Here is a 20,585-nt window from a genome sequence, read left to right as displayed (position 1 = left end):
CGCTGGATATCAGTCCGCAAGGGTACGGAGCTTGGCGGCGCTGAATTCCTCGTCAGAGAGTGCACCCTTCGCGTGGAGTTCTGCAAGGAGAGCCAGTTCTGCCGCCAGGGACCTTCTGCCCCGCATTTTGCCAAGTAACATCCGATGCCCGCCCGTGCGGGCTTGGGCTGCCGCTGGTTCCTGCGTCTGCCGTCGTGATGAACCTTTGATGCCAAATGCGATGAGTAGGGTTATCGCGAGGACGCCTAGCGCGATTCCCAAGGGGGCTCGGAACGGCTCCGTTGCGTTTGCCACGACGGCGATAACCACCCCAGCAACTGAAAACGTCCCAGCTATCCGAAGCCACCCTCGGCTGAGGCTGAACGCAAATATGTATTGGCCTGGTTCGGTCGGTACTGCATGTTGGTTCATCTGCCGAGGATAGCCCTACGAATACTCATAGAACATCCCCTGATGTGAACGCGATGAACTGCCGAACGCTGAACTCGTCATAGGCGTCCTTGGTCCACTTCCCGTTCCCATCGGGGGAGTAATTCTTGCGACCCTTCCCAAAATACGAAGTCAAGATCGCGTCGTTGTGAATTCAAGCGTTGCCTGGGTTGTCGAGTTGCTTGCGCAGCCGCTGGACTTCAGCCTCCGCCGCGGCGAGTCGAGCCTCGATCTTCTCCCGATCGAGGTTCGTCGACGGACGCGGTGCCGGCCTCGTCCTCGTCCTCGTAACGAGCCAGCCGATCCGCTGATAGCCAGTGATCCGCCGCACCTGCGTACACGTGAAGCAGTCCCTCTCGGGCTCAGGGCGCGGCCAGCGCAGATCGATCATCTTCCGGATGTGGTCTCGCTCGAAACCCTTTTCAGGCCATCCAGGGTTATCCGCTGCCGCCCAGCTTTCCTCGAAATCACGGCGGATTTCCACGATGCGCTCCTCGGACACCAGCTTGGGCCCGTCCTCGGGCTTCCAATCCACATCAGTGCAGACTTGCTCATAGTGCCCGCAGGAGAGCTTGACCCGCCAGAACGCCGACGAGTGTGGCTTGGGTTTCCGGATCTTCGCCCAGTCCTCGGCGTCCATCCAGTCGTATTCCGGCTCCACAGGGTCCGCCGGGAACTCCGTGACCTTGCGATCGACCCACTCGACGATGTCCCGATACGGCTTCTGAGCAGGTCCGTGGTCAGTCGTACACCAGAACTCCCCGGAGGGAAGCCTGCACTGACTGATGAGGTCGGGGAAGCGGCGATCGTCCGGATACTTGTCCTCTCCGTGCGTGTAGACCTCGTGCGTACATCCGCACTCCAACTCGACGCGCCAGCGAAACATGTTCTTGGCTTCCGGGACGAAGAGCGGCCAGAATACCGGGTCGTAATGCTGACGCAACTGGGCGACACCCTCCTCGAACTCCCGGAGGGCCTCCTTCTGAGGCCGCGCCCGCCCAGGTACTCGCTTCAGCAGTCTTGCGGATTCACGTGTCTGGTCATCGACCGGGGCAGTGTCGGCGGCGCTCACTATTCAATGCTCGTCCACAGCGTCACCCAAGTCTAGGAACAAGACGGACATCATCCCGAAAACGTAGCTTTGAACAAAAGCCAGGTCCTGCGCAGTTCCAGCTGATGGTTTCTCGTTCGGCTAATTGTTGGCACCAATCTGCTAGGAGACAGCAGCCTGGTGTGGACGGATAATGAGCGGCTATGGAACCAAATGCTGAGGTTTCCCGTGGTCCCTGCCCGGGGGAAGAGTGGGCCTACAGGCTGCGTGACGATGCGCGGTCCGAGCGGGTGCACATCGTGGCGGTGCACCAGGAGGGTCGAAGATTCCGGGTCGACATCCGTCACATGCACGGCCATCCACCGGGCAGGGAAGAGAACGTCCCTCGTTCCCGGCTCAAGGTACCGTGGGAAGACGTAGTCCCGTACGATGCCGCAATGGATGGCTGGAGGCGGCTCAAGGCCGAGGCCATCGACGAACATGAGGCGTCGGCCCTTTGGGCGGCCCTTGAGCTGCTTGTACCTTCGGAGGTCGCCGAGCTGTCTGTCGCTTCAAGCGACGATACGTTGACGGTCCACGATCACGTCGCCTTCGAAGCGCTCACCGGACAGACCGTGGCTGCCTTCCAAGCCCGATTTTCCTGGCTGGTTCACGACGGCGAGGTGTTCCTATCGCCGCGTGCGGCGCTGGCTGTCGTGGAGCTGGCCTGTCGCAGGAACCCGGCCCCGGTCCTGGACCTCGTCATGGCCGAGGAAGCGGTGGCTCGAGAAAAATCCAAGCGGGGCGGAACAATTGAAAACTGGGAAACCCGAGAACCGGTAACGACTTCAGCCGAGTTTGAATACGACTATTACCTGCGCCGCCAAAAGCCCGTTCATGAGATCCTCCGCCAATGGTGTGGTTATGGCTCGGTGACGGCCCATGAACGGCTCTTGGCTGCAGAAGCGGAAGTCAATCGCCTCGACGTCCTCCTGGCCTGGGCAGTGGACCACATCCGCAGGACTGACAAGAGCGCCGCAGAATTGATCGAGAGGGAGCACGAGGAGGACCGCATCACCCCTTATACCATCCGCCCGGTTCCCCAACGTCCACTGAAACCTCACGAAATCCCGCGGATTGAAGTCCCCACCCGCCGCGGCTGGTACCGCTGACACGTACCCACTAACCGCAGACGACGTGGACACTGCTTGCGTCTGCGGATCCCGACTCACTTCTGGAGCCAAGCGGGATACAGCACATGAAGACTTCCATCAAGCCATGGCTCGACAAGAGGAACCAGGCCTTCACCGCCGGAGCGAGGAGCGCAGAGCATGTCGACCCGTGGAGACATGCTCTGGGCCGGCAGCCCGAGTTGGGAGCGGCATTAGGCTCCGGTTCGCATGTAAGTGATGGGTACCGTAATAAGGCTTAAGCGGACTGAGCGGTCCGGGTCACTGGTCGAGCGAAGCACGTAGTCTGGTTCGTCCGGATGCTCCAGATTCTCTCGCAGGTTAAGGAAGAGTTTGTGCTCACGAATCGCTGTCTGCGCCTTCGCCATAGCCTCGGACATGTACTTCCTGTCACGGATGAAGATGATCAGGGCTGCTCTGGTGTTCCGCCAGACCACGTAACGGCCCATGAGCTGGTCGATCGCTGCCTGTAGCCCTTTTTCCCCTTCCCAGAGCTTGCACTCGGCGATGAAAGCGTCCCTATCTTTCCATCTCAGGAGGATGTCGCTCTTCCCGATGCCGATGAAGGTCTCGCCCGTGGCGGTACCGTCCCAGTTGGCATTGAGAATGAACAGCAGAAAATCACGGAGTGTCTGCTCGTCGCTTGTCAGCAGCGCGTCGGCTGATTCAGGGAGCCGTTCCAGCGCTGTTGCGAAGGAGCGAATGGTTCCCAGTAATTGCGCCGCTATCTTCTCCTGGAGCTCATATTCGGGTACGCCGCTGGCTGCCGATCGGTCCACGTGGCTAAGGGTCAGCGATGCCGGTCGAAGAGCTATCTCGATTCCACCTTCCACAGGGACCAAGTTAATTCCGGCCCTCCGCATCGATTGTCGAACCATTCGCGAGGCGCGTTGCTTGTGCTCCAGGATGGAGGAGAGCTGGGCTCGCATTCGTTCCTGGTGCTCCATGATCACATTGTTGGCCTTCCCAACAGCCTCGTTGACCTTCTCCACCCACTGCCGCTTCAAGTTGGCTATGGTTTCATCGAATTGCTGCTGGGTGACTTGGTCCAGCCCTTTGCTGGTCAGCGTCAGATGGATTTCATATCGTTCGCCCCGCAAACCAGTGTTTCCGCAGCTGCCGATCACCCCCGGATCGGAGACACGGATCAAAAGATCTGCCGCGCCCGTACATGGAATGGTGAGCTGCACCTGCACGACCCTTTCCCCTGGCGGCGGGATCTCAGCCATCGTGGTCTTAGGCCAGGATGGGGTTGCGTGCATCCTATCGACATGGATTTCAATGGGTAAGGCCGCCCACATCTTGACGATCTCACCAATCACAACGTCGACGTCCGTGTCCTCGAGTGTCTCGTCGTCGACGAGCTCGGCCGTTTTCCTGGCACCGTCTTCCCGGAAACCGAAGTCCGACTCAAACTCTCGTTTCGTGTTGCGAGGAGGCTGTTGCATTAATCTTTGTCTCCAAAAGGGCGCGAGGAAAATCCAAAGGGATAAGGCTGTTGAAGCCCAGCCTACGGCACGCAAGAGCGCCTTCCGCGGCACACCGCTCCGCGTCGAGGACTATGGATGAAGAGGCGACGGGGGCTTCCTTGCACTGACGGCATTCTGTAGTCTCTGGAGCTTCGGACCAACCCCGCGCCTTGAGGAGGACAGAACGCGGCGACCCCTGATGACGTCCAAGGCGGTCTGCATTGGTGGTCTCCGTCCAGACGTTGTGGAGTCGTTGGTACGATCCGGTCATGGTCGATTGGCTGGAGGACCCTCGAAACCTCGAGCTCCTCATGAATGCTTCTGCCGTGGTGCTGAGCGTGCTCGGGATACACCTGACAGCCCGCGGCGCGGCCAGGATATTGTGGGACCTCATCCGGAAGCGGACGGTTGTGTCCCCCGCCGGGATTCCCTCCGGCGCGAGGCTTGGCGACGCATCCATTATCAGGGATACAGTGTCGGCTGAGCTGACAAGCCCCGAGCTCGAGCGCCGATTGGAAATCCTCGAGCAACAGATGCATGACTCGTACAAGCAGATTCAAAACCTGCAGTCCGTCCAGAACCTCATTCGGACAGCGCTGGACGAGCTTCGCAGAAGCCACGCCGAGCTGAGTGCAGACATCACGCGGAAGATCGATCGCGCATCCCAGGAAAGCATCGAGATCAACGCGATCGGGATCCCGTTCGTCGTCGCTGGGATCGTGCTCGGGACATGGCCGTCTCTGTGGATGAATCCTTGGGCCGTGCTGGTCATGATCCTCGTCGCCGCGCTGATCCCGACGGCGATCTGGAGGAGGGACCGGAAGCTCCGGGCCAGGCGAGCGAGCAGTTAGAGGCGGCCACAGCCGGGTTCCCGCCCTTGCCGCGGGAACCGCCGGGCGGCGCGGCGGGGTCGTAGTGGCTCTCCTCGTGAAGAGACATCTTACCCATCCTCTGGTGTGGGGTGGTCTGCCATGCGGCGAGCGCATCGTCAACGTCCAGGCGGGCCTCGTCCGCGAGCGACTGGACACCATGGTCGACCTGTTCTAAGCGTCTCGGGGATGCAAGCGCGGCAGGCCCGTACAGCGGGGCTTTTATCGGATGAAGGTGGCGGCACGGGTCGATTCATAGGTGGAGAAGAGCGATCTGATCAGCACCAATACAGCCCGAACACCTAGGGTTCTGGGGCACGGTGAGTCAGGAAAGATGATCCGTACGAGCCACGCCGGCACTGCACCACCGAGATGTCGTTGGTGGCCTCTAGAGTCTGCCTATGACTCAGTACATCTATGCGACATCTGGCCAGGCCGTGGGCTTCGTTCGAGGCCGATATATCCACTCGCTCCACGGCGCTGCCATCGGTTAACTCCATGGAACCCATGTCCATCGGCTTAGCGGTCAGTACGTCGGAGAGCTCCACGACGACCAAGTCGTGGACAAACATCTCGGCAATTTAGGTAATATCGGCAATCCAGGAAATCCGGGGAACCCTGGCAATCCAGGAAACCCCGGTAATCGAGGCAACCGGGGCTGCCCCTACCCCGATGTCTTCCAAAAGCTCCTTTAGCTGCCGAATGGCAAACCTGTGACATAGCGGCACGCACGCCCGGAATGATGGAACGGTCGAGCGACCGGCACGGGCTTGCTGACGGTCGATGGGTGGTTCGCCTCCGCGATCTCGAGGCTCAACGAGAAGCTCTCCGCGGTTGACCACATCTGATCGCCCGAAGTGTTCGGAGTGCCCGTTGCTGACCACTAGCGCGTGATAAATGCGCACTCACCTCTCGACAGGCTGGTCGTTCTGGCCGAACTCCCGAGCCTCATCTTGCCAGCCCTTCAGGACTTCAAAGTTGTGCAGTACGAGGTTGGGGGCGTAGTCATAGGTCACCAGCAGCCGCGACATCCGCTCGAGCACCTCCTCGTCGTTCAACTGGGCCAACCACGCCGCGATCTGCGGGCTGCTCGGGGACCCGCCCATCTGGCCGATCATGTCGACCAGATCAACCCGTGCCGATGCCGCAACGAGGCGCTGCTTGTGGCGTTCCCCTGCGGACGTCGCCGATCCCACCGAGATCGCTCGACGCTCGTCCCCATGCCCGACGGCGATCTCGTAGCGCGTCGGAAGCGCAGGCTCGGGCGGTTCTGTCCCCGTGATCAGGCGCGGCACCGCCTGCGTGCGGACCCAATGGGCGATCTCATCGAGTTCCTGCGTCAGGACCGGCCACCGGTCCGTGTCTGGTCGGTTGATCCCGACCGTAGGAAACATGGTGACAGGGACCCTGGTGCCCATCGGGGTCTCCGCGATGATGTCGCCAACGCGCAGCGGTTCCTCGGGCCGGGGAGCAAGGTCGCGCACTGAGCGAGGCATCTGGTCGTCCTGGTACATGGCAGCCAGACGCACCGCCGTGATCGCCGGCGTCCTGTGCTTGGCGTGGTTCGTGTGAAGCACAAGCCGGGCCAAAGGGTGTAATTGAGGCTCGTTCCGACGGTGGAATGGCTGCAGGCCGTCGATCCGTCGTACGAGCTCACTGCCGGCACGCAGTGACGGCGGGCCATTGCGTGCTCGCTTCTTCTTCCACTCCTCGAACTTCTCGTAGCTGTCTGACGCGGGCATCTCAACCAGCTTGGCGGCCTTCTCGTCGAGTGGCGCGCCGTCCACGAACTCGACCTCGGCAAAGAGCGTGTGCTCGAGTGCGGCCCGGAGCGCCACGAGCGCGTCGGCAACGAGCAGCGGCACCTTGCGCGGGATCGGATCTACGCGCTCTACAACGGTTCGGCTGAACCTGCCCGCAGGCACCTCGCGCAGGCCGATCACGCCGTCTGGCTGCGTCTGGTAGTCGAAGAGGAGATCCGCGACCTGCCCGATCAGCTCGTCGGCGTGGGAAATTGTCGCGGCGACGCCGAGATGGCGCTCAGGGAGCCAGGTATACGTCTGATCGGTCATGACGATACTCTAGGGGTCGCTGCCCGTAAGCCGGCTTATCGTCACCGTGGGTCACATGATGTGGTCGTGCTCATGAGGGTCGAGCCATTCGCTTAGTTTCCGGGTGAGAGCTGACGACGAATTGTGGAGCGTGTTTCGGCATTGAGCGTGCTATCCGCGGCGACCAGCAGGCCGGTATCATTTTCGTTCGAGCAATCCGGCCACCCGTCACAAACAGCGATCACGAAAGCGCACTGGGATGCGCTGACTGGACGCAGCGTTTTCTCGGAAGAAGGAATCCTGCTGCGCTCGATGCACACGTCCGCCGCTCATCTGCTGCGGGGTGTCTGTGCGATGTATGTCCCTACTTCCACTAACCCCAACCGTCAATGATCTTCTGTTCCTCAGGAGTCGGACGAGGAGCTGCGGGTATGTGCCCGGACCACCATCGATTGACCACACGGACGGGTGCATCGTGCTGGCCCTCCCATCTTCGCGGCGTCCAGAATCGAAATAGGGATTCGTCCGAATTGGGTAAGTCGATCAGCTGAGACCGGATGCTGACCGGCTGCGAGGGAAGGTATAGCCTCTCCGCAATGCTGTCTCCCGCGCAAGCGATCGCGAAGCTATGCGCATTCGCGAGGATCGAACTGTTTAGGTCGATCGCTTCGCTCGTCGTTAGCATCGAACCAGGCTCCAAGGGAGGCTCCAGATCACGTCGGTACATAGCAAGCACAGAATAGGGGCCCAGAGGGAAGGCCAAAATCGGAGCGCCCCACACCCCACCCCCTATCGCGGGATTGGCCATGTACTCATGTAGCTCGATGACAGGCTCATCACAAGTAATTAGCGCCCTTCGAGTCCCATAAAGCGTTACATGGCGTGTCATGAGGATGCCGGCGATATGTGTCGCTGCTTTTGCTGAAGACTCCAGGTCTTCTTTCCGTGGGAGCGGCAGTTGCGACGGATCGGTGCGGAAACGTTCGACATCCGCAACAAGCTTTTCGAGGTCCTCGGAGGCGAACGACTGGTCACCGGCGGACAATTCGCGAGCTAGTTCGCCAGGTCCGCCGATCTCCAGGACCCGGGCCATCTGCTCGGCAATCATTGCACGCCGCCGCAGACGCGCAGAGCGGCTGCGCGTCATCTGCACAGCCAGAAAGAGACATAGCCACTGATGTGCTTCGTCGTCCATGGCCCCCGGGCCGGCAGCATCGATGCGTGCGATCGATGCCGCGGCCTTCCTCTCGACCTCCGAAAGCCACGCTTCCCAATAGACCGGCGACGTCTCATCGTCCGGCTCATCAAGTCGATAGAAGTCAGTCTCCAACGCGGCCTGGGCCGGAGAGAGTTCGTAGGCGTTCCGCCCGCGCAGTAGGTCAACGACTCTTACTCGCCCATCGACAGCCCAGCGATCGATGTAGAACCGGGGGACGAGATGATGGCGTCTTGGCTCCTGCCCCGCCGCTGTCATTGCAGCAGCCCGCGCAGCTGCCGTAGCCCATAGGTCATACGTAAGTTCCGCTCCCATCTCAGGAGCGTATCCAAAGAGGACAGCATTGGCGGAACTGTGTCTGGCCACGCGTCATTCCTTAACCTGCGCAAACCTTCGGAACCGGGACTCCCCATTGCGGAACCAGAGGCTCGTTTCGGTCGAGCCCGACTGCAAGGCTGACTTGATGGCGGCCGTGGTAGCGCCACATGCTCATGCTGTCGCCGTCAGATAAGGCGGAAAGCACAAATGAAAGCCGCGATCTCTCCCTTACTTCGGGAATGTATCTTTCCAACCCCTCGACTTCCGTCGGCAGCGCTGCCCGCTGATCCTCAAAATGCTTTCGAAGCTGATCCTGACACACAGTAGTTCGTTCGTATCTTTCATGAACGCCGCCGAACCGCCCACAGCTCGTTCTTCGTAAGGATATTCATCAAGGCGGCACCATCGGTGCAGTGCCCAACCAGTGCCGGCGCATTCTTCTCATGCCCCGAGCCCACGCTGCTCATGGTGTTGGGCGTTCACGCTTCGCCGGGAGCATCAGCCAACACGAGCCAGCGGAAGCAGCTCGGAGTCCGACTCAACATTCGGCTGGGTCTGCACCATCTTGAAGAATATGTCTGACTGCGCTGCGGTCAGATACTGGAAGCTCTGCGGGGGACGAAGGGTCGTGCCCAGTTCAGACAGGGGGACTGGTTCAAGGAATCGGCCAGCGGTCTCGACAAGGATCCCTGTTCCGTGCTCCCGCTGGTCGTAGTAGTCAAAGAACCTGCTCTTTGAGATCCCACCAACTGCACGGAATGTGGACCAGAGCCTCTTCGGGGACATGGTCTTCTGCCCGCGGACAGCAAACCACCCAAGAAGTGAGCCAACAGGCATGGTGGCATAGATCAGAACGTGGCTGACGTCATCGGCGACGGGCCGCTTGCGGAACTCCACAATCTTCTCGCCGGCGAGAATCGCATTGGCAAACTCCGGCCTGATAGACATCAGGGCTACCCTTCCTGGAGTGTTCTTGCCCACTGAATTCCTCCCTCTGATTTGATTTGGGCGATGGATTGCGGGGACTCTTCCATGACTCCCAGCATTTTGAGGTTTTCGCGCGACACTGGCGCGTCGAGCACTTGGTCAAGCCTGAATTTGACCGCCAGTACTTCCTTTGCGCACATCTTCTGGAGTTCCTCGGCACGGTATACGGTGCGTGCTCCGGCGAAACTCAGCACGTCGGCCAGGACGCTGGTGCGTCGTGTTTCTTCAACGACGCCAACAGCGTGCACAGCCCGCCTTTCGTGCGTCCGGAGAAAGAAAAGAGTGTCGCCCGGCTCCAACGTTTTTATACCCGAGTGGCAGATGTATACCTTACGGATTGCGTTTCCATAGGTCGAATCGAAGAAAGACTGCTGTGGTTCGGACGCAGGGAAGAGCATGCTGTGGAATACCGGAATGATAGGGACGAGGAATGCCCTGTTCACACGTCGCTTTCCAGGGCCGTAGCGCCTGTTGTACTCGAGGGGGTGCTCAGGCGGCTCTTGGTCGACGCTGGGCTCCAGGATCTTGCCAAGCATAATTTGTCCGGACGCCCCCGGTTTGGGCCCCAAATCGAAGAAGCCGAATTCCTTCAGCATCGCGAGCAACGGCTCTTTGTCCAAAGAAGCCTCGATGAAGCAGGTGTCAGCCCGCATCGACCGGATGCGGGCTATGACGGCTTCCAGCAGTGTCTCTCCCAGTTTCTTGCCCTGGTTGGCTTCGGCAATCTTGAATGTACAGATCTTCACGCTGTTTCCGGTCAATCCGGACACTTCCGGTTCCTGACGATCGAGGACCGCCAGGCCACGGATGTCCCTGCCGCCCCCTATGACCAGACAGGCCCGTCTTTCGGCAACCACTTTCTCCCACCAGCTGGAAAAGTCCCCATAATCAGCTCGGAGTGAATCAAAGAACGGTTGGACTGGATCTATGGTGTGAGGCTGGACGTCATCGACAGAATAATGAACTGGCAGCTGCCCCGACAGTGCCGTCAACACCCCTTGGGCGTCATCGAGCATCATCACGCGGTCTTGAAGTCCCGCATGACGGGCATGCGCGTGGAGCTTCCGGTCCTCAGTTATCAGCCAGGTGGCGGCGTTACGTTGCAGTGCAAGAAGCAGCGCGGCGTCCACGCCATCGTTACTGCGGGCCCCAAGATCCGGTGCATAACGTGCCTCATTCAGGAACCCTGTGGTGAGTTCAACACGTCCCAACCGCGGATACTTCTCCAACTGACGGCGCCGGCGGTCCCTTAGGTGGCGATCCTGAATCCGCGAGATGTCGTCAAATTGATTCTCCATGATGGAGATCTTGCCGCCGGTGTCCAGAACAAGGCGATAAACATTCGACGCCGACTGGTGGTTGACGTGATCTGCATCCTCATCACCCTCGATGGCGAGAACAATATTTGTGTCCATCAGGACTCGCAGGTCCCCCATATGCCCCGCGTGGCTTCCCATTTTCTCCCCAAGCTCTCGAATGCGGCAGACCATCCGCGTTGTCCCTGCTGCCTACGCTACCGACCTGAGCTCACGCTGGCCCTTTGCCACGGCGGCGGTGCAGAAAGTGACTCTAGAAGCCGCCGGCGGCCAGCTGGGCCGCCTTAGGGCCGAAGACAAGACCTATGAACTGGCCAAAGCAGCCTCCGAAGCCATGACCCCCGAGGGCTCGAAGGCAATCGCGATCCGGCCTGCCTTCCGCACAAGACCCTGCCACTGGATATTCAAAGTGAGCTACGCATCAGATACTCACTGAGCAGCCTGATAAGACGAGGACCAAGGTGTCGAGTGAAGTCGTCGACAACGCTACGGTCATCAAAGCTGTCCAACACGCCCCCGTACCGCCGGATGACCTGCTCTCGACGAGGCGTCGGAGCGAAGAGCGCACCGTAGAAGGCTCGTTCCGCTCCGCGGGAGGAGCTGTCGCGGCACCGCGCCGGGCGAGGTCGAACAGGTGAATGCGCTCGAAGTCCCTCAGCCGCACCCAGCCGAGCGCGACGTTCGTCTTCGAGAACTGCGCGCTGCATGGCAGGCGGTCCCAAGACCACTCATGAGCACCCAGACTCCGAGGGCGACGGCCGCTGATCACTCGTTCCAGGACGTCTCCGGCGACCGTGTCGACACCAGATAAGCCTGGTATACGAGTGCATCATCATATCTATGGTTAAGAGCAATGACCCGGAGGTGCAGGAAAGCGTAAAGACCATGTGTGCGCGCCCTGCTGACACCGAAATTCTGGCTGATTTGTGGACGGTAGCCAGGATCGGTCCGACCAACTCTGGGGTTCTCGTGGGTACCTGAAGACCTACAAATTCCGATGGCATGTCCTCCAGAATGGGGATACACCAGGGCTAGGCTGGCGGAACAAAGTCGGATTGGGGGATCCCCTGAAGCGCAGAACCGGGTTGTTAGCGGCCAGGAAAACTGCCCATAGGGGCGGGGAAGCCCGGGCCAACCGCCGCTTCGAAGCGTTCCGCGAGGTCCGCCGGCTATTGAACGGTGACCCGGTGGTATCTAGGCGAGGCTCTAGCTGCGCTTTTCGAGCGGACGATACCTGTCACCAAGCATGCGCGCCCCGGCACCGGGGCGCGCATGCTGTACCTTCTCGTCGCCGGAGACAGTCCCTGTCCGGGTCCGCCTAATGAATTCCGGCCGCAGCGGGGGCGTTGGCCTGTGCCGCGGTTCGGGAAGGCAAGGTAGCTGCAGCCAGTATTCCTGCAGCCACCAGCAGCCCAGCCGCGACGGCAAGTGCGCTGCCGTATCCGGCGACCAGTTGGCCTGCCTCGGTGACGGCCGAATGCTGGCTGCTGTTGCTGACCGTTGCAGCAACGCCTGCCAAAACGGCCAGTCCGAGGGCAACGCCGATTTGCTGGGCCGAGTTCAGCAGCGCAGAGGCAATTCCGGCCTCCGTTTCCTTCGTGTAATATACGGCGGCCTGGGTCAGGGCGATAATGCCGAGGCCGAACCCAAGGGCGAGGATGAACATGGCCGGTGCCAGGTACAGCCAGTAGTTCGTGTTTACCTGGATGAAGGAGAACCAGAAGGCAGCCCCGGCACTGAGCAGTGCCCCCGCTGCTGCGATGAGGCGCGCGGCCATCTTCAGCAGCAGCTTAGGCGCGGCCCCTGCCCCGAGCACCAGCCCTGCCGCGAACGGCAGCCAGCTGGCACCGGTCCGCAGAGGGCTGTAATGCTGAACCTGCTGGAGATAAAGGGTGATCACGTAGAAGCTGCCCATGGGACCAATGGCGAGCAGCAGCATGGAGGCGTATGCGCCAGCGCGGCCACGGTCCCGGAACAGCCCCAGTGGGACCAGCGGCGTGCTGCTGCGGGATTGCAGGGCGATAAAGGCAGCCAGCAGCAGGGCTGCAGCGGCTACCAGACCAAGGCCCAGAGGATCCGCGAAACCCTCCTCGCCAAAGCGGGTAATTGCGTACACCAGGGCGACCATGCCGCTGGTTCCCAATACGGCGCCCCTGACATCGAGACTCCCGGCGCGCCGTCCTGCGCTCACCAAGGTCCGGCTGCCCAGGAGCACGAGGATGGCGATGGGTACGTTGATGAAAAAGACCCACCGCCAGCCGAGGGTGTCGGTCAGGACGCCACCAAGAAGCAATCCCACCACAATTCCGAGAGCGGACATCGCGCCGTACAGCGACAGGGCTGCATCACGGGTCTTGCGTTCGGAGAAGGTTGTCGCAATGAGGGCCAGGGCGTTGGGCGCAACCAGTGCTGCTCCCAGTCCCTGAATCGCGCGAGCAGCGATGAGCGTATCGCTGTTGGGACTGAGGCCACCGGCCAGGGAAGCCATAACAAAGAGGGTGAGGCCTGCCTGCAGGATGCGGCGCCGGCCGTAGAGGTCGCCAAGCCGGCCGCCCAGGAGCAGCAGAGCGCCAAATGCGAGGATATATGCATTCACAATCCAGGGTAGATGCACGGCGCTCACCCGGAGTTCCTGCTGGATGCTTGGCAACGCGATGTTCACAATGGAGTCATCGAGCACCAACATCAGCTGGGCGGTCGCGATCACCAGCAGCGGTACCAATCCGCGCTGCTGGCCTGGCTTTCCGGTCATAACATCTCCTCTTAGATTGGCGGGCAGCGGCCCGCAGAAGCTTTGGAAACCCCGAGGGGGCATCACTCTGTTGAATTTGGGGCGTCGCCAACAGGACCCCGCGAAAGTCGAATCCTCCCCGTTGCCGGTTCAGTCCGTTTGTGGTGGACCTGCCGGGGGAATCGTTCGCTGCTGGCTGCACGTGCCCTTCCTCGCGTCTCCTTTTTCGGGAGGGGCGCCGGATTTGAGTGCAACCAGCAGGGGCTCGGGAAGTTGCAGGGGCTCAGTCGCCTACAACTGTGTAATCGGCGGACATGACGGCCTGACGCACAGCGGCTCCGGCGGCCTTACCACCTACAAGGAGGTGGGAAGGGCCGCCGGGAACGAGCTCAATAGCCACAGACTCCACGCCCTCAAGGGCTGAGACGGCCTTCTCAACAGTGCGGGCGCAGTGCCCGCAGGTTAGGCCCTCGAGAGTGAGCTCAGCAGCAGCCGGGGTGAAGGCGGGTGGCGAAAAGGGTTCTGATGAGCAGCAACTGCACGCCGCGCCCGATGGGGCCAGGAGCAGTTGAGTGCGGTTTGCAGATTCAAACATGCCAGTTTCCATTCCTTGACGAAGCATCAATGGCGCTGGGGTTGACGGGCTGTGAGGGGCGGTGCAGGGCACACGCCGGGACATACCATGTCACTGACAACAGTTGAAAGCATACCCCCCAGGGGTATAGGAAGCAAAGTGTGGCCCGGCTGGAACGGCCCTCCGTAACGACGCCAACAGAGGCTCGGTCAGCGTCGCCACAGCGCCAATCTTCGCTTTGTGTCATGGTCCACCGTGTGCACGATGGACAACCTTCGGATGGTCCGCCGGTCAGGCCTCGATGAGAGATGGTTTTACGGATCTTTCGGGTGCCGGCACGATTCCTCAACACACCGGTTATGACGAAGCGCCCGGCTGGCTTTCCCAGCCGGGCGCTTGCCCATTCCTTAGTTCATCGAAGAAGGTCCCCCTGCTTCGGCACATCTGACCCGATGCGGGGGCCAGTCATAAGGACAGTGTCACCGTACTTTCTTCACGGGGAGGATCGTCAGTGCCCCCAACAGGGCGATCCCGGCCGCTACGGCGAGCAGGAGGTCGTAACGGCCACCACCCATGGTAACCAGGGCTGCCGAGACCGCCGGGGCGAGTGTCTGCGGACCTGTCATGGCGATGTTGAATACGCCGAGGTCCTTCGCTGTGTCATCAGGATTCGGAAGGACATCGATGACGAGGGCGAGGTCAACAGCGATGTAGATGCCAAAGCCAATGCCGATGACCAGTTCCGCCCAGTAGAACCCACTGGTGGAGTCGGCCGCAGTGAGCATCCAGGTGCCGATGCCGAAGATTATGGCCGAGGTCCAAATGAAGACTTTCCGCCGCCCTAGCCTGTCGGAGATCCATCCGGCAATCTGGCCGGCCGTAACCAAGGCGAGCGTGTAGATGAGAACGCCGGTTGCCAGTGCGCCGGCCGCATCCTGTTTGGACAGGCCCAGATCCTGCTGTAGGTACAGGAGGCGGAAGGTGACGAACATAAACATCGCCAGGACGACGAGGAAGCGGGAGACCCAGGCGAACGCGAAGTCGGGGTTCTTGCGGGGGTTTACCCAGAAGGTCTTCAGGGCGGTCCGCAACCCGCCTTCTGAGGCAGGGCGGCGCTCCATTGGCCGGTCCGGCAGTACGAAGGCGAAGACAAGGACCAGCACCAGGGCGAGGACGCCGGGGACCAGGAAGAGTAGGAGCATGTTCTGCCCGAAAAGGCTTGCCGAATAGGCTGCGCCGAGGGAGGCTGCCTGGGAAGCAATGCCGATCATGCCGCTTACTTTGCCTCGCTGCCACTGGGGTACCTGGTCTGCCAGGGTCGCCGTATGTGCAGCGACCGCCGCGTTGCCGAGAGCCTGCGCGAAGAACCAGCCGATGCCCAGCACTACGGCATTCGGGGCCGTGGCGATGACGGCCAGGCATGCCAGGAGTCCCAAAGCTCCGGCAACCAGCCAGGGACGGCGGCGGCCGAAACGTCCGACGGTGCGGTCGCTAAGGCGGCCAAAAACGGGGTCGAAGAGGAGGGCTGCGAACGCGCCCATGGAGATGACGGTGCCCAGTGTGGCGGCAACGTCCGGTCCCGGAACCAGAGACTGCACCTTGAGTGTCATGCCGGCGACGATGGGCATAAAAAGGGCAATCATCAGTCCCAGCCGCGCGAGCACCATCGTTGTGATGACACTGGCCTGGGCCTTTTCGACGGGGACGGGAGCGTAGGACAACGAGTTGGGCGCTTCGGGTCCTGCAGCAGAATCAGACACAACCATGGGTCTCATTGCTTTCTATTGGGAGAGGGGAGGCGGGCCAGACGTAGCCCGTGTGATAGGAACCACAGTACCGCAGACCGACCGAGTATGCGGTCGGTTTATCAAATCGTTACTTTTTCGTCGCGCAAAGCTTGTGTTACCGACCGTGTAGTCGGTCGGCGTGCTATCGTTGTGATTCGAAGCACAACAGAAGGGGCACCAGTCCCGAAATTCGCCACTTTCCTGACGAAGGAGTCTTCCGATGAGCGTTCCTGCCACTGATCTTCCTGTCGTGTCCGGCGTGCAGTCGGACTTCATAGATGAAGCGGTGCAGTCCCTTGACCTGACAGGAAAGATCCGGCTGCTTTCCGGTGCAAAGATGTTCAGCCTCTGGGGTGATGCTTCCATTGGCTTGGACGAGATTGTCATGTCTGATGGCCCGACCGGTGTGCGTGGTGAAGAAGTTGTCGGTGGTCGCGAGAGCTGCCTGCTGCCGAACGCCACACTGCTGGCGCAGACGTGGAACTCTGGCGTGCTCGACGAGGTCGGCGCACTTCTGGCAGAGGAAGCCATGGACCAGCAGACCCACATCGTCCTGGGCCCCACGATCAACCTCCACCGCACTCCCCTGGGTGGTCGCCTCTTCGAGTGCTTCAGTGAGGACCCGTACCTCACCGGTGTCCTCGCGGCCGCCTATGTCCGCTCCCTCCAGAGCCGGGGCATCGGAGCGTCCCCGAAACATTTCCTCGCCAACGAATCCGAAATACAGCGCACCACTGTTGACTGCGTCGTTGACGAACAGACCCTGCGGGAGCTTTACCTGCTGCCGTTCGAAATCGTGAATCACGACGCGCAGCCGTGGACCGTGATGGCCTCCTACAACGGCGTAAACGGCGTCACCGCCACGGAGCACGATGAGCTCCTCAATGACATTCTGAAAAAAGAGTGGGGCTTTGACGGGCTTGTCATGTCCGACTGGTTCGCCACAAAGACGGCCGCGGAAAGCGCGAACGCCGGCCTGGACCTGGTGATGCCCGGGCCCGAAACGGTCTGGAGCACATCCCTGGAGAAAGCCGTGCGTTCCGGCGACGTCCCCGAAGAAGCCATCGATGACCACGTTCGCCGGTTACTGATTCTTGCCGCCCGGGTCGGCGCCTTCGGCACACGGCGTGACTGGCCCGCTGACATTGCCCGGCCCGACAGCGGAGTCCGCCGCGAACAGCTGCGAAGGATCGCTGCCCAGGGCATGGCAGTGCTCAAGAATGACAACGCCACCCTTCCGCTCGCCAACGAAACGGGGACCGTGGCCGTGATCGGTCGCCACGCTACTGACACCGTCGCCCAGGGCGGCGGCTCCGCCCGGGTCCGCCCGCCGCACATTGTGAGCATCGCAGATGGCCTTACGTCCGCGCTCGGCCCGGGGGCCACGATCGTGGACGGGGTGGAAACCAGGACGCGAATGGTGGCCGCGCCTGCCTCGACTGTGCGCGATCCCGAAAACGGCACTCCCGGGATGCGGGTCCGCGCTCTCGACGAGCAGGGCAACGTCATTGAGTCCCGCCACTTTGACGTAGCCGAACTTGAAGTAGCTGACGATGGTTGGCTCGCAAATGCGGTCAGGATCGAGCTCTCGGCCGACGTCGCCATGTCGTCACCGGCCCGGATGCGCGTCGGCGTGATCGGACCCGGCCAATGGACCGTGACGGCGCCCGGCCACCACGAGACGTTCGCCGTAACCCCGCATGATGGTCCCGGCGGCGGCCTTCACCGGCCCAAGAGCCACGTCGCAGTGGTGCCCTTGGAAGCCGGCGCCAGGATTACCGCCACCACCGGGCCCCACTTCGAAATGAGAATCATCGGGCTCGTCGTCACAGCGGCCGCCCGCCCCGCCGCCGCCGCGATCCGTGAGGCCGTGGTGGCAGCGGCATCGGCTGACACTGCCATTGTCGTCGTCGGCAACACCCAGGAACAGGAAACCGAAGGCCAGGACAAGAAAACGCTGGCATTGCCCGGCGACCAGGACGCCCTCGTGGCCGCCGTCGCCGCCGTCGCACGGCGTACTGTCGTCATCGTGAACGCCGCCACACCGGTCCTCATGCCCTGGCTTGATAATGTCGACGCCGTGCTCTTCGCCGGGCTCCCCGGGCAGGAAGCAGGAGACGCAGTCGCTGCAGCGCTGACCGGTGACATCGAACCGTCGGGGCGACTCGTTACCACCTTCCCCGCCCGTGACGGCGAAGGGCCGGCCTGGGGGACCATGCCCACCGACGGGCGTCTCGAGTACGCGGAAGGGCCGCGAGTAGGCTACCGAGGATGGCACCAATCCGGGACACAGCCCTTGTTCTGGTTCGGCCACGGCCTCGGCTACACTTCCTGGGACTACACCTCAGCGCACATCACCGGGCAGGACGGGACGGGGGTTAAAGCCGTTGCCGTGGCCCTGACCAACACAGGTCAGCGTTCCGGCAGGGAAACCGTGCAGGTCTACCGCGTCCCCGCCGGCGAGGATCAGCCTGCACGTCTTATCGGATGGGCACAGGTTTCCCTCGATCCCGGGCAGAGCGCTACTGTTCAGGTTGAGTGTGATCTCCGAACCCAGCGGATCTGGGACGTGGAAGAACACATATGGCTGCCGCTCTCCGGCGGTTCAATCGTGATTGCGCGTGGCCTCGGCGATCCCCGCATCACGGTTCCGCTCGAAAACGGACAGGAGTCCTAAGGCATGTCTTACCCACCCGGCTACCGCATTGAACGCGAGCGGAACCGCACGGAAAAGGCCGGCGACATCGCCCGGGCCAAGGCCATCCAGGCGGCGATTGAGCTGTTCTCGACCAGCGGGTACAACAAGTCCTCCATCGCCGAGGTAGCACTCCGGACCGGGCTGTCCCAGTCAGGCCTCCTCCACCATTTCCCCAACAAGACCGCCCTGCTCACTGCGGTGCTCGAACAGCGGGAAAAGGAAGACAGCGAATTCCTCTTCGGAGAAGGCGCGGCACCCATGGGATGGGCGGCCTTCGACTCGCTCGTCGCCCTCGTTGCCCGCAACTCCACCCGGCCGGAGTGGATCGGCCTGTTCGTCCGGATCTCGGCAGAAGCCACCGAAGCCAAACACCCGGCAAACCAATGGATGCTCGATCACTACCGCAGCACCCGGGAATGGCTCACCCAAGCCATCGAGGACGGCAAGCGAACGGGCGAGATCCTCCCGGACGCCCCCGTTGAAGCCATCGTCCGCAACACCATCGCCGTGCTTGACGGGCTCCAGCAGCAATGGGTGGCCGAACCGCACAGCATGTCAATGGTCGCGGAGCTCCGGGTGTACCTTGACCAGCTTCGTGCTACCTGGGGAAACTCTCAGCAGTAACCACAGCACCTGCCAGGCCCAGTTGCCCGCCGCGCGTACCAGTCGAGCGTGCGGGGCATTCTGGCGTACCCGTTCCCACCCTGAAAGGCGCCCCCTCATGCCCGCTCTCCCCCAGCACATGTACGACTTCATCTCCCAACCCAATCCTGCAGTCATGTCCACGGTCGCCTCCGACGGGCGCCCTGTCAGCGTCCAGATCGTCTATCTCGCCGAAGATGCCGGGCACATCCTCCTGAGCATCGCTTCCGGAAATTCCCGCGGCGGCCGGCTCCAGCACCTGCGAGAAGACCCCCGCATGTCCCTCACCGTGCTCAAGAACGACGACTGGACAGAGGCCGTCACCGTTCTGGGAACCGCCGTTGAATTCTTCGACGACAAGGACCTCCAGATCATCGATGCCATGACCACCCACTACTTCGGTGCGCCCTACGCGATCCGCAACCCGCGCACGGCAGTGAGGGTCCGCATCGACGAATGGACCGAACACTCCAACGCGATGTTCCGCATCAACAAAGCCGGAGAAGGCGAGACAGTTGGCTGAGCTCAATCGCTTTCCCAAAAGAGTCTTCAGCCAGGGAGATGAACCGGACCCACGGTTCAGCCTCGCTAATGAACGCACCTTCCTGGCGTGGATCCGCACCGCACTGGCTTTACTCGCCGGCGGGGTCGCTCTCGAGGCACTGGGCCTCGGCATCCATCCCGGGTACCGGCTCTCTGCGTCCATCCTGCTGATCCTCAGCGGGATCATGTCGGCCATCCAGGCCTGGGGCGGGTGGACGAGGACGGAACAGGCCCTGCGGAAGAGTTCACCCCTTCCCCCGACGATCCTCTCGCTCCCCCTGACTGTTCTGCTGGTAGCGGTTGCGGTCCTGGTTCTGATTGGAATCGTTCTGAAGTGACCGGGCTCTTCGATCCCGGTCTCCAACCGGAGCGCACGGGTCTGGCCTGGCAACGGACCTGTCTTGCGTTCCTCGCAGGCTCCCTCGTCGCCATGAAGGTCCTTCCGCCCATCCTGGGGCCCTGGTCACTGCTGTTGGGTGTGGCGGGCGTTCTGGAGTCCGTGCTCTTACTGTTTGTGGTCCGTCGGCGATACCTCCAGCACCATCAAATTCTCACAGCCCCGGACGGGCCACCTGCCCGGGCCGCCGACGGCTTCCTTCCGGCCGCTCTTGGCGCCTCGACATTGGTTGCAGGGTTTGTTTCGCTGGCTCTGGTCCTGACAATCCGGCTTTAGGGACGTCGTCGGATATTCCGCCCTGGAGAGGGCAACTGCGTGGAACAGTGTGTTCAGTATCG

The 20,585-nt window shown here is 61.6% G+C and carries 18 protein-coding genes; 8 read left to right on the top strand and 10 right to left on the bottom strand.

The genetic code is table 11. The features are described 5' to 3' along the window. Positions 1–9: 9 nt before the first annotated feature. Together QRN53_RS11045 and QRN53_RS11040 are read right to left on the bottom strand one after the other, a co-directional pair. Positions 10–126, bottom strand: a complete 117-nt coding sequence (locus QRN53_RS11045; protein ID WP_267217940.1) for an SHOCT domain-containing protein — start codon at positions 124–126, stop codon at positions 10–12. Positions 127–583: 457 nt separating this feature from the next. After that, positions 584–1,501: a hypothetical protein gene (locus tag QRN53_RS11040; protein WP_056387723.1), complete on the bottom strand. Its 918-nt coding sequence runs from the start codon at positions 1,499–1,501 to the stop codon at positions 584–586. A 416-nt stretch (positions 1,502–1,917) separates the two neighbouring features. Here QRN53_RS11040 and QRN53_RS11035 point away from each other — a divergent pair, with 416 nt between their 5' ends. Beyond that, positions 1,918–2,631 carry a hypothetical protein gene (locus QRN53_RS11035; protein WP_156400146.1) on the top strand — a complete coding sequence of 238 codons (714 nt, stop codon included), beginning with the start codon at positions 1,918–1,920 and terminating at the stop codon, positions 2,629–2,631. Positions 2,632–2,843: 212 nt separating this feature from the next. On the opposite strand, the gene QRN53_RS11030 is transcribed toward QRN53_RS11035, so the two are convergent. Beyond that, entirely contained in the window at positions 2,844–4,097 is a 1,254-nt protein-coding gene (locus tag QRN53_RS11030; RefSeq protein WP_056387729.1) for a hypothetical protein, read from the bottom strand. A 290-nt stretch (positions 4,098–4,387) separates the two neighbouring features. On the opposite strand from QRN53_RS11030, the gene QRN53_RS11025 reads away from it, so the two are divergent. Next, a complete protein-coding gene (locus QRN53_RS11025; protein WP_142133541.1) occupies positions 4,388–4,969 on the top strand; it encodes a hypothetical protein in 582 nt (193 codons plus the stop codon). 923 nt (positions 4,970–5,892) lie between these two features. On the opposite strand, the gene QRN53_RS11020 is transcribed toward QRN53_RS11025, so the two are convergent. The 4 genes from QRN53_RS11020 to QRN53_RS11005 all read right to left on the bottom strand — a co-directional run bounded on the left by QRN53_RS11020 (position 5,893) and on the right by QRN53_RS11005 (position 10,974). Further along, positions 5,893–7,059, bottom strand: a complete 1,167-nt coding sequence (locus QRN53_RS11020; RefSeq protein ID WP_056387737.1) for a hypothetical protein — start codon at positions 7,057–7,059, stop codon at positions 5,893–5,895. A 352-nt stretch (positions 7,060–7,411) separates the two neighbouring features. Beyond that, a complete protein-coding gene (locus tag QRN53_RS11015) occupies positions 7,412–8,512 on the bottom strand; it encodes a DUF4238 domain-containing protein (RefSeq protein WP_160141482.1) in 1,101 nt (366 codons plus the stop codon). Between the two features lie 558 nt (positions 8,513–9,070). After that, positions 9,071–9,553, bottom strand: a complete 483-nt coding sequence (locus tag QRN53_RS11010; RefSeq protein ID WP_200830697.1) for an ASCH domain-containing protein — start codon at positions 9,551–9,553, stop codon at positions 9,071–9,073. Further along, entirely contained in the window at positions 9,526–10,974 is a 1,449-nt protein-coding gene (locus QRN53_RS11005; RefSeq protein WP_142133539.1) for a PIN domain-containing protein, read from the bottom strand. Before QRN53_RS11005 ends, QRN53_RS11010 begins: the two co-directional genes overlap by 28 nt. Positions 10,975–11,035: 61 nt before the next feature. Between QRN53_RS11005 and QRN53_RS11000 the strand changes: the two genes are divergently transcribed. Then, the gene (locus QRN53_RS11000) at positions 11,036–11,311 is read left to right on the top strand and encodes a hypothetical protein (protein WP_142133538.1); all 276 of its coding nucleotides are present in this window, start codon (positions 11,036–11,038) and stop codon (positions 11,309–11,311) included. 882 nt (positions 11,312–12,193) lie between these two features. Here QRN53_RS11000 and QRN53_RS10995 read toward each other — a convergent pair. From QRN53_RS10995 to QRN53_RS10990, 3 genes are all read right to left on the bottom strand, one after another. Continuing rightward, the gene (locus QRN53_RS10995; protein WP_285244014.1) at positions 12,194–13,627 is read right to left on the bottom strand and encodes an MFS transporter; all 1,434 of its coding nucleotides are present in this window, start codon (positions 13,625–13,627) and stop codon (positions 12,194–12,196) included. A gap of 262 nt (positions 13,628–13,889) precedes the next feature. After that, positions 13,890–14,201: a heavy-metal-associated domain-containing protein gene (locus tag QRN53_RS21775; RefSeq protein ID WP_082581627.1), complete on the bottom strand. Its 312-nt coding sequence runs from the start codon at positions 14,199–14,201 to the stop codon at positions 13,890–13,892. A gap of 458 nt (positions 14,202–14,659) precedes the next feature. After that, positions 14,660–15,946, bottom strand: coding sequence for an MFS transporter (locus QRN53_RS10990; protein ID WP_056387753.1), 1,287 nt, complete (start codon positions 15,944–15,946; stop codon positions 14,660–14,662). Between the two features lie 241 nt (positions 15,947–16,187). Between QRN53_RS10990 and QRN53_RS10985 the strand changes: the two genes are divergently transcribed. The 5 genes from QRN53_RS10985 (at position 16,188) to QRN53_RS10965 (ending at position 20,523) form a co-directional block, all read left to right on the top strand. Then, positions 16,188–18,644, top strand: coding sequence for a glycoside hydrolase family 3 C-terminal domain-containing protein (locus QRN53_RS10985; RefSeq protein WP_056387762.1), 2,457 nt, complete (start codon positions 16,188–16,190; stop codon positions 18,642–18,644). Between the two features lie 3 nt (positions 18,645–18,647). Next, positions 18,648–19,289 carry a TetR/AcrR family transcriptional regulator gene (locus QRN53_RS10980; protein ID WP_056387765.1) on the top strand — a complete coding sequence of 214 codons (642 nt, stop codon included), beginning with the start codon at positions 18,648–18,650 and terminating at the stop codon, positions 19,287–19,289. A 97-nt stretch (positions 19,290–19,386) separates the two neighbouring features. Then, positions 19,387–19,830 (top strand): pyridoxamine 5'-phosphate oxidase family protein, encoded by a 444-nt coding sequence (locus QRN53_RS10975; RefSeq protein ID WP_082581628.1) that lies wholly within the window; start codon positions 19,387–19,389, stop codon positions 19,828–19,830. Further along, a complete protein-coding gene (locus QRN53_RS10970; RefSeq protein WP_056387771.1) occupies positions 19,823–20,188 on the top strand; it encodes a YidH family protein in 366 nt (121 codons plus the stop codon). Before QRN53_RS10975 ends, QRN53_RS10970 begins: the two co-directional genes overlap by 8 nt. Next, positions 20,185–20,523, top strand: coding sequence for a DUF202 domain-containing protein (locus tag QRN53_RS10965; RefSeq protein ID WP_056387774.1), 339 nt, complete (start codon positions 20,185–20,187; stop codon positions 20,521–20,523). Before QRN53_RS10970 ends, QRN53_RS10965 begins: the two co-directional genes overlap by 4 nt. Positions 20,524–20,585 lie beyond the last annotated feature (62 nt).

The organism is Pseudarthrobacter sp. fls2-241-R2A-127, from assembly GCF_030209355.1.
GTDB lineage: Bacteria > Actinomycetota > Actinomycetes > Actinomycetales > Micrococcaceae > Arthrobacter.
Note: the sequence above shows the minus strand (reverse complement) of the source record. Positions and strands in the feature narration are given on the sequence as shown.

What these genes read in the sequence shown, in the direction of transcription:
- QRN53_RS11045 (WP_267217940.1), bottom strand. Translation starts at nt 126, where the DNA reads ATGCGGGGCAGAAGGTCCCTGGCGGCAGAACTGGCTCTCCTTGCAGAA.
- QRN53_RS11035 (WP_156400146.1), top strand. Translation starts at nt 1,918, where the DNA reads ATGGATGGCTGGAGGCGGCTCAAGGCCGAGGCCATCGACGAACATGAG.
- QRN53_RS11030 (WP_056387729.1), bottom strand. Translation starts at nt 4,097, where the DNA reads ATGCAACAGCCTCCTCGCAACACGAAACGAGAGTTTGAGTCGGACTTC.
- QRN53_RS11025 (WP_142133541.1), top strand. Translation starts at nt 4,388, where the DNA reads ATGGTCGATTGGCTGGAGGACCCTCGAAACCTCGAGCTCCTCATGAAT.
- QRN53_RS11020 (WP_056387737.1), bottom strand. Translation starts at nt 7,059, where the DNA reads ATGACCGATCAGACGTATACCTGGCTCCCTGAGCGCCATCTCGGCGTC.
- QRN53_RS11015 (WP_160141482.1), bottom strand. Translation starts at nt 8,512, where the DNA reads ATGACAGCGGCGGGGCAGGAGCCAAGACGCCATCATCTCGTCCCCCGG.
- QRN53_RS11005 (WP_142133539.1), bottom strand. Translation starts at nt 10,974, where the DNA reads ATGGACACAAATATTGTTCTCGCCATCGAGGGTGATGAGGATGCAGAT.
- QRN53_RS11000 (WP_142133538.1), top strand. Translation starts at nt 11,036, where the DNA reads ATGCGGCAGACCATCCGCGTTGTCCCTGCTGCCTACGCTACCGACCTG.
- QRN53_RS10995 (WP_285244014.1), bottom strand. Translation starts at nt 13,627, where the DNA reads ATGACCGGAAAGCCAGGCCAGCAGCGCGGATTGGTACCGCTGCTGGTG.
- QRN53_RS21775 (WP_082581627.1), bottom strand. Translation starts at nt 14,201, where the DNA reads ATGTTTGAATCTGCAAACCGCACTCAACTGCTCCTGGCCCCATCGGGC.
- QRN53_RS10990 (WP_056387753.1), bottom strand. Translation starts at nt 15,946, where the DNA reads ATGGTTGTGTCTGATTCTGCTGCAGGACCCGAAGCGCCCAACTCGTTG.
- QRN53_RS10985 (WP_056387762.1), top strand. Translation starts at nt 16,188, where the DNA reads ATGAGCGTTCCTGCCACTGATCTTCCTGTCGTGTCCGGCGTGCAGTCG.
- QRN53_RS10980 (WP_056387765.1), top strand. Translation starts at nt 18,648, where the DNA reads ATGTCTTACCCACCCGGCTACCGCATTGAACGCGAGCGGAACCGCACG.
- QRN53_RS10975 (WP_082581628.1), top strand. Translation starts at nt 19,387, where the DNA reads ATGCCCGCTCTCCCCCAGCACATGTACGACTTCATCTCCCAACCCAAT.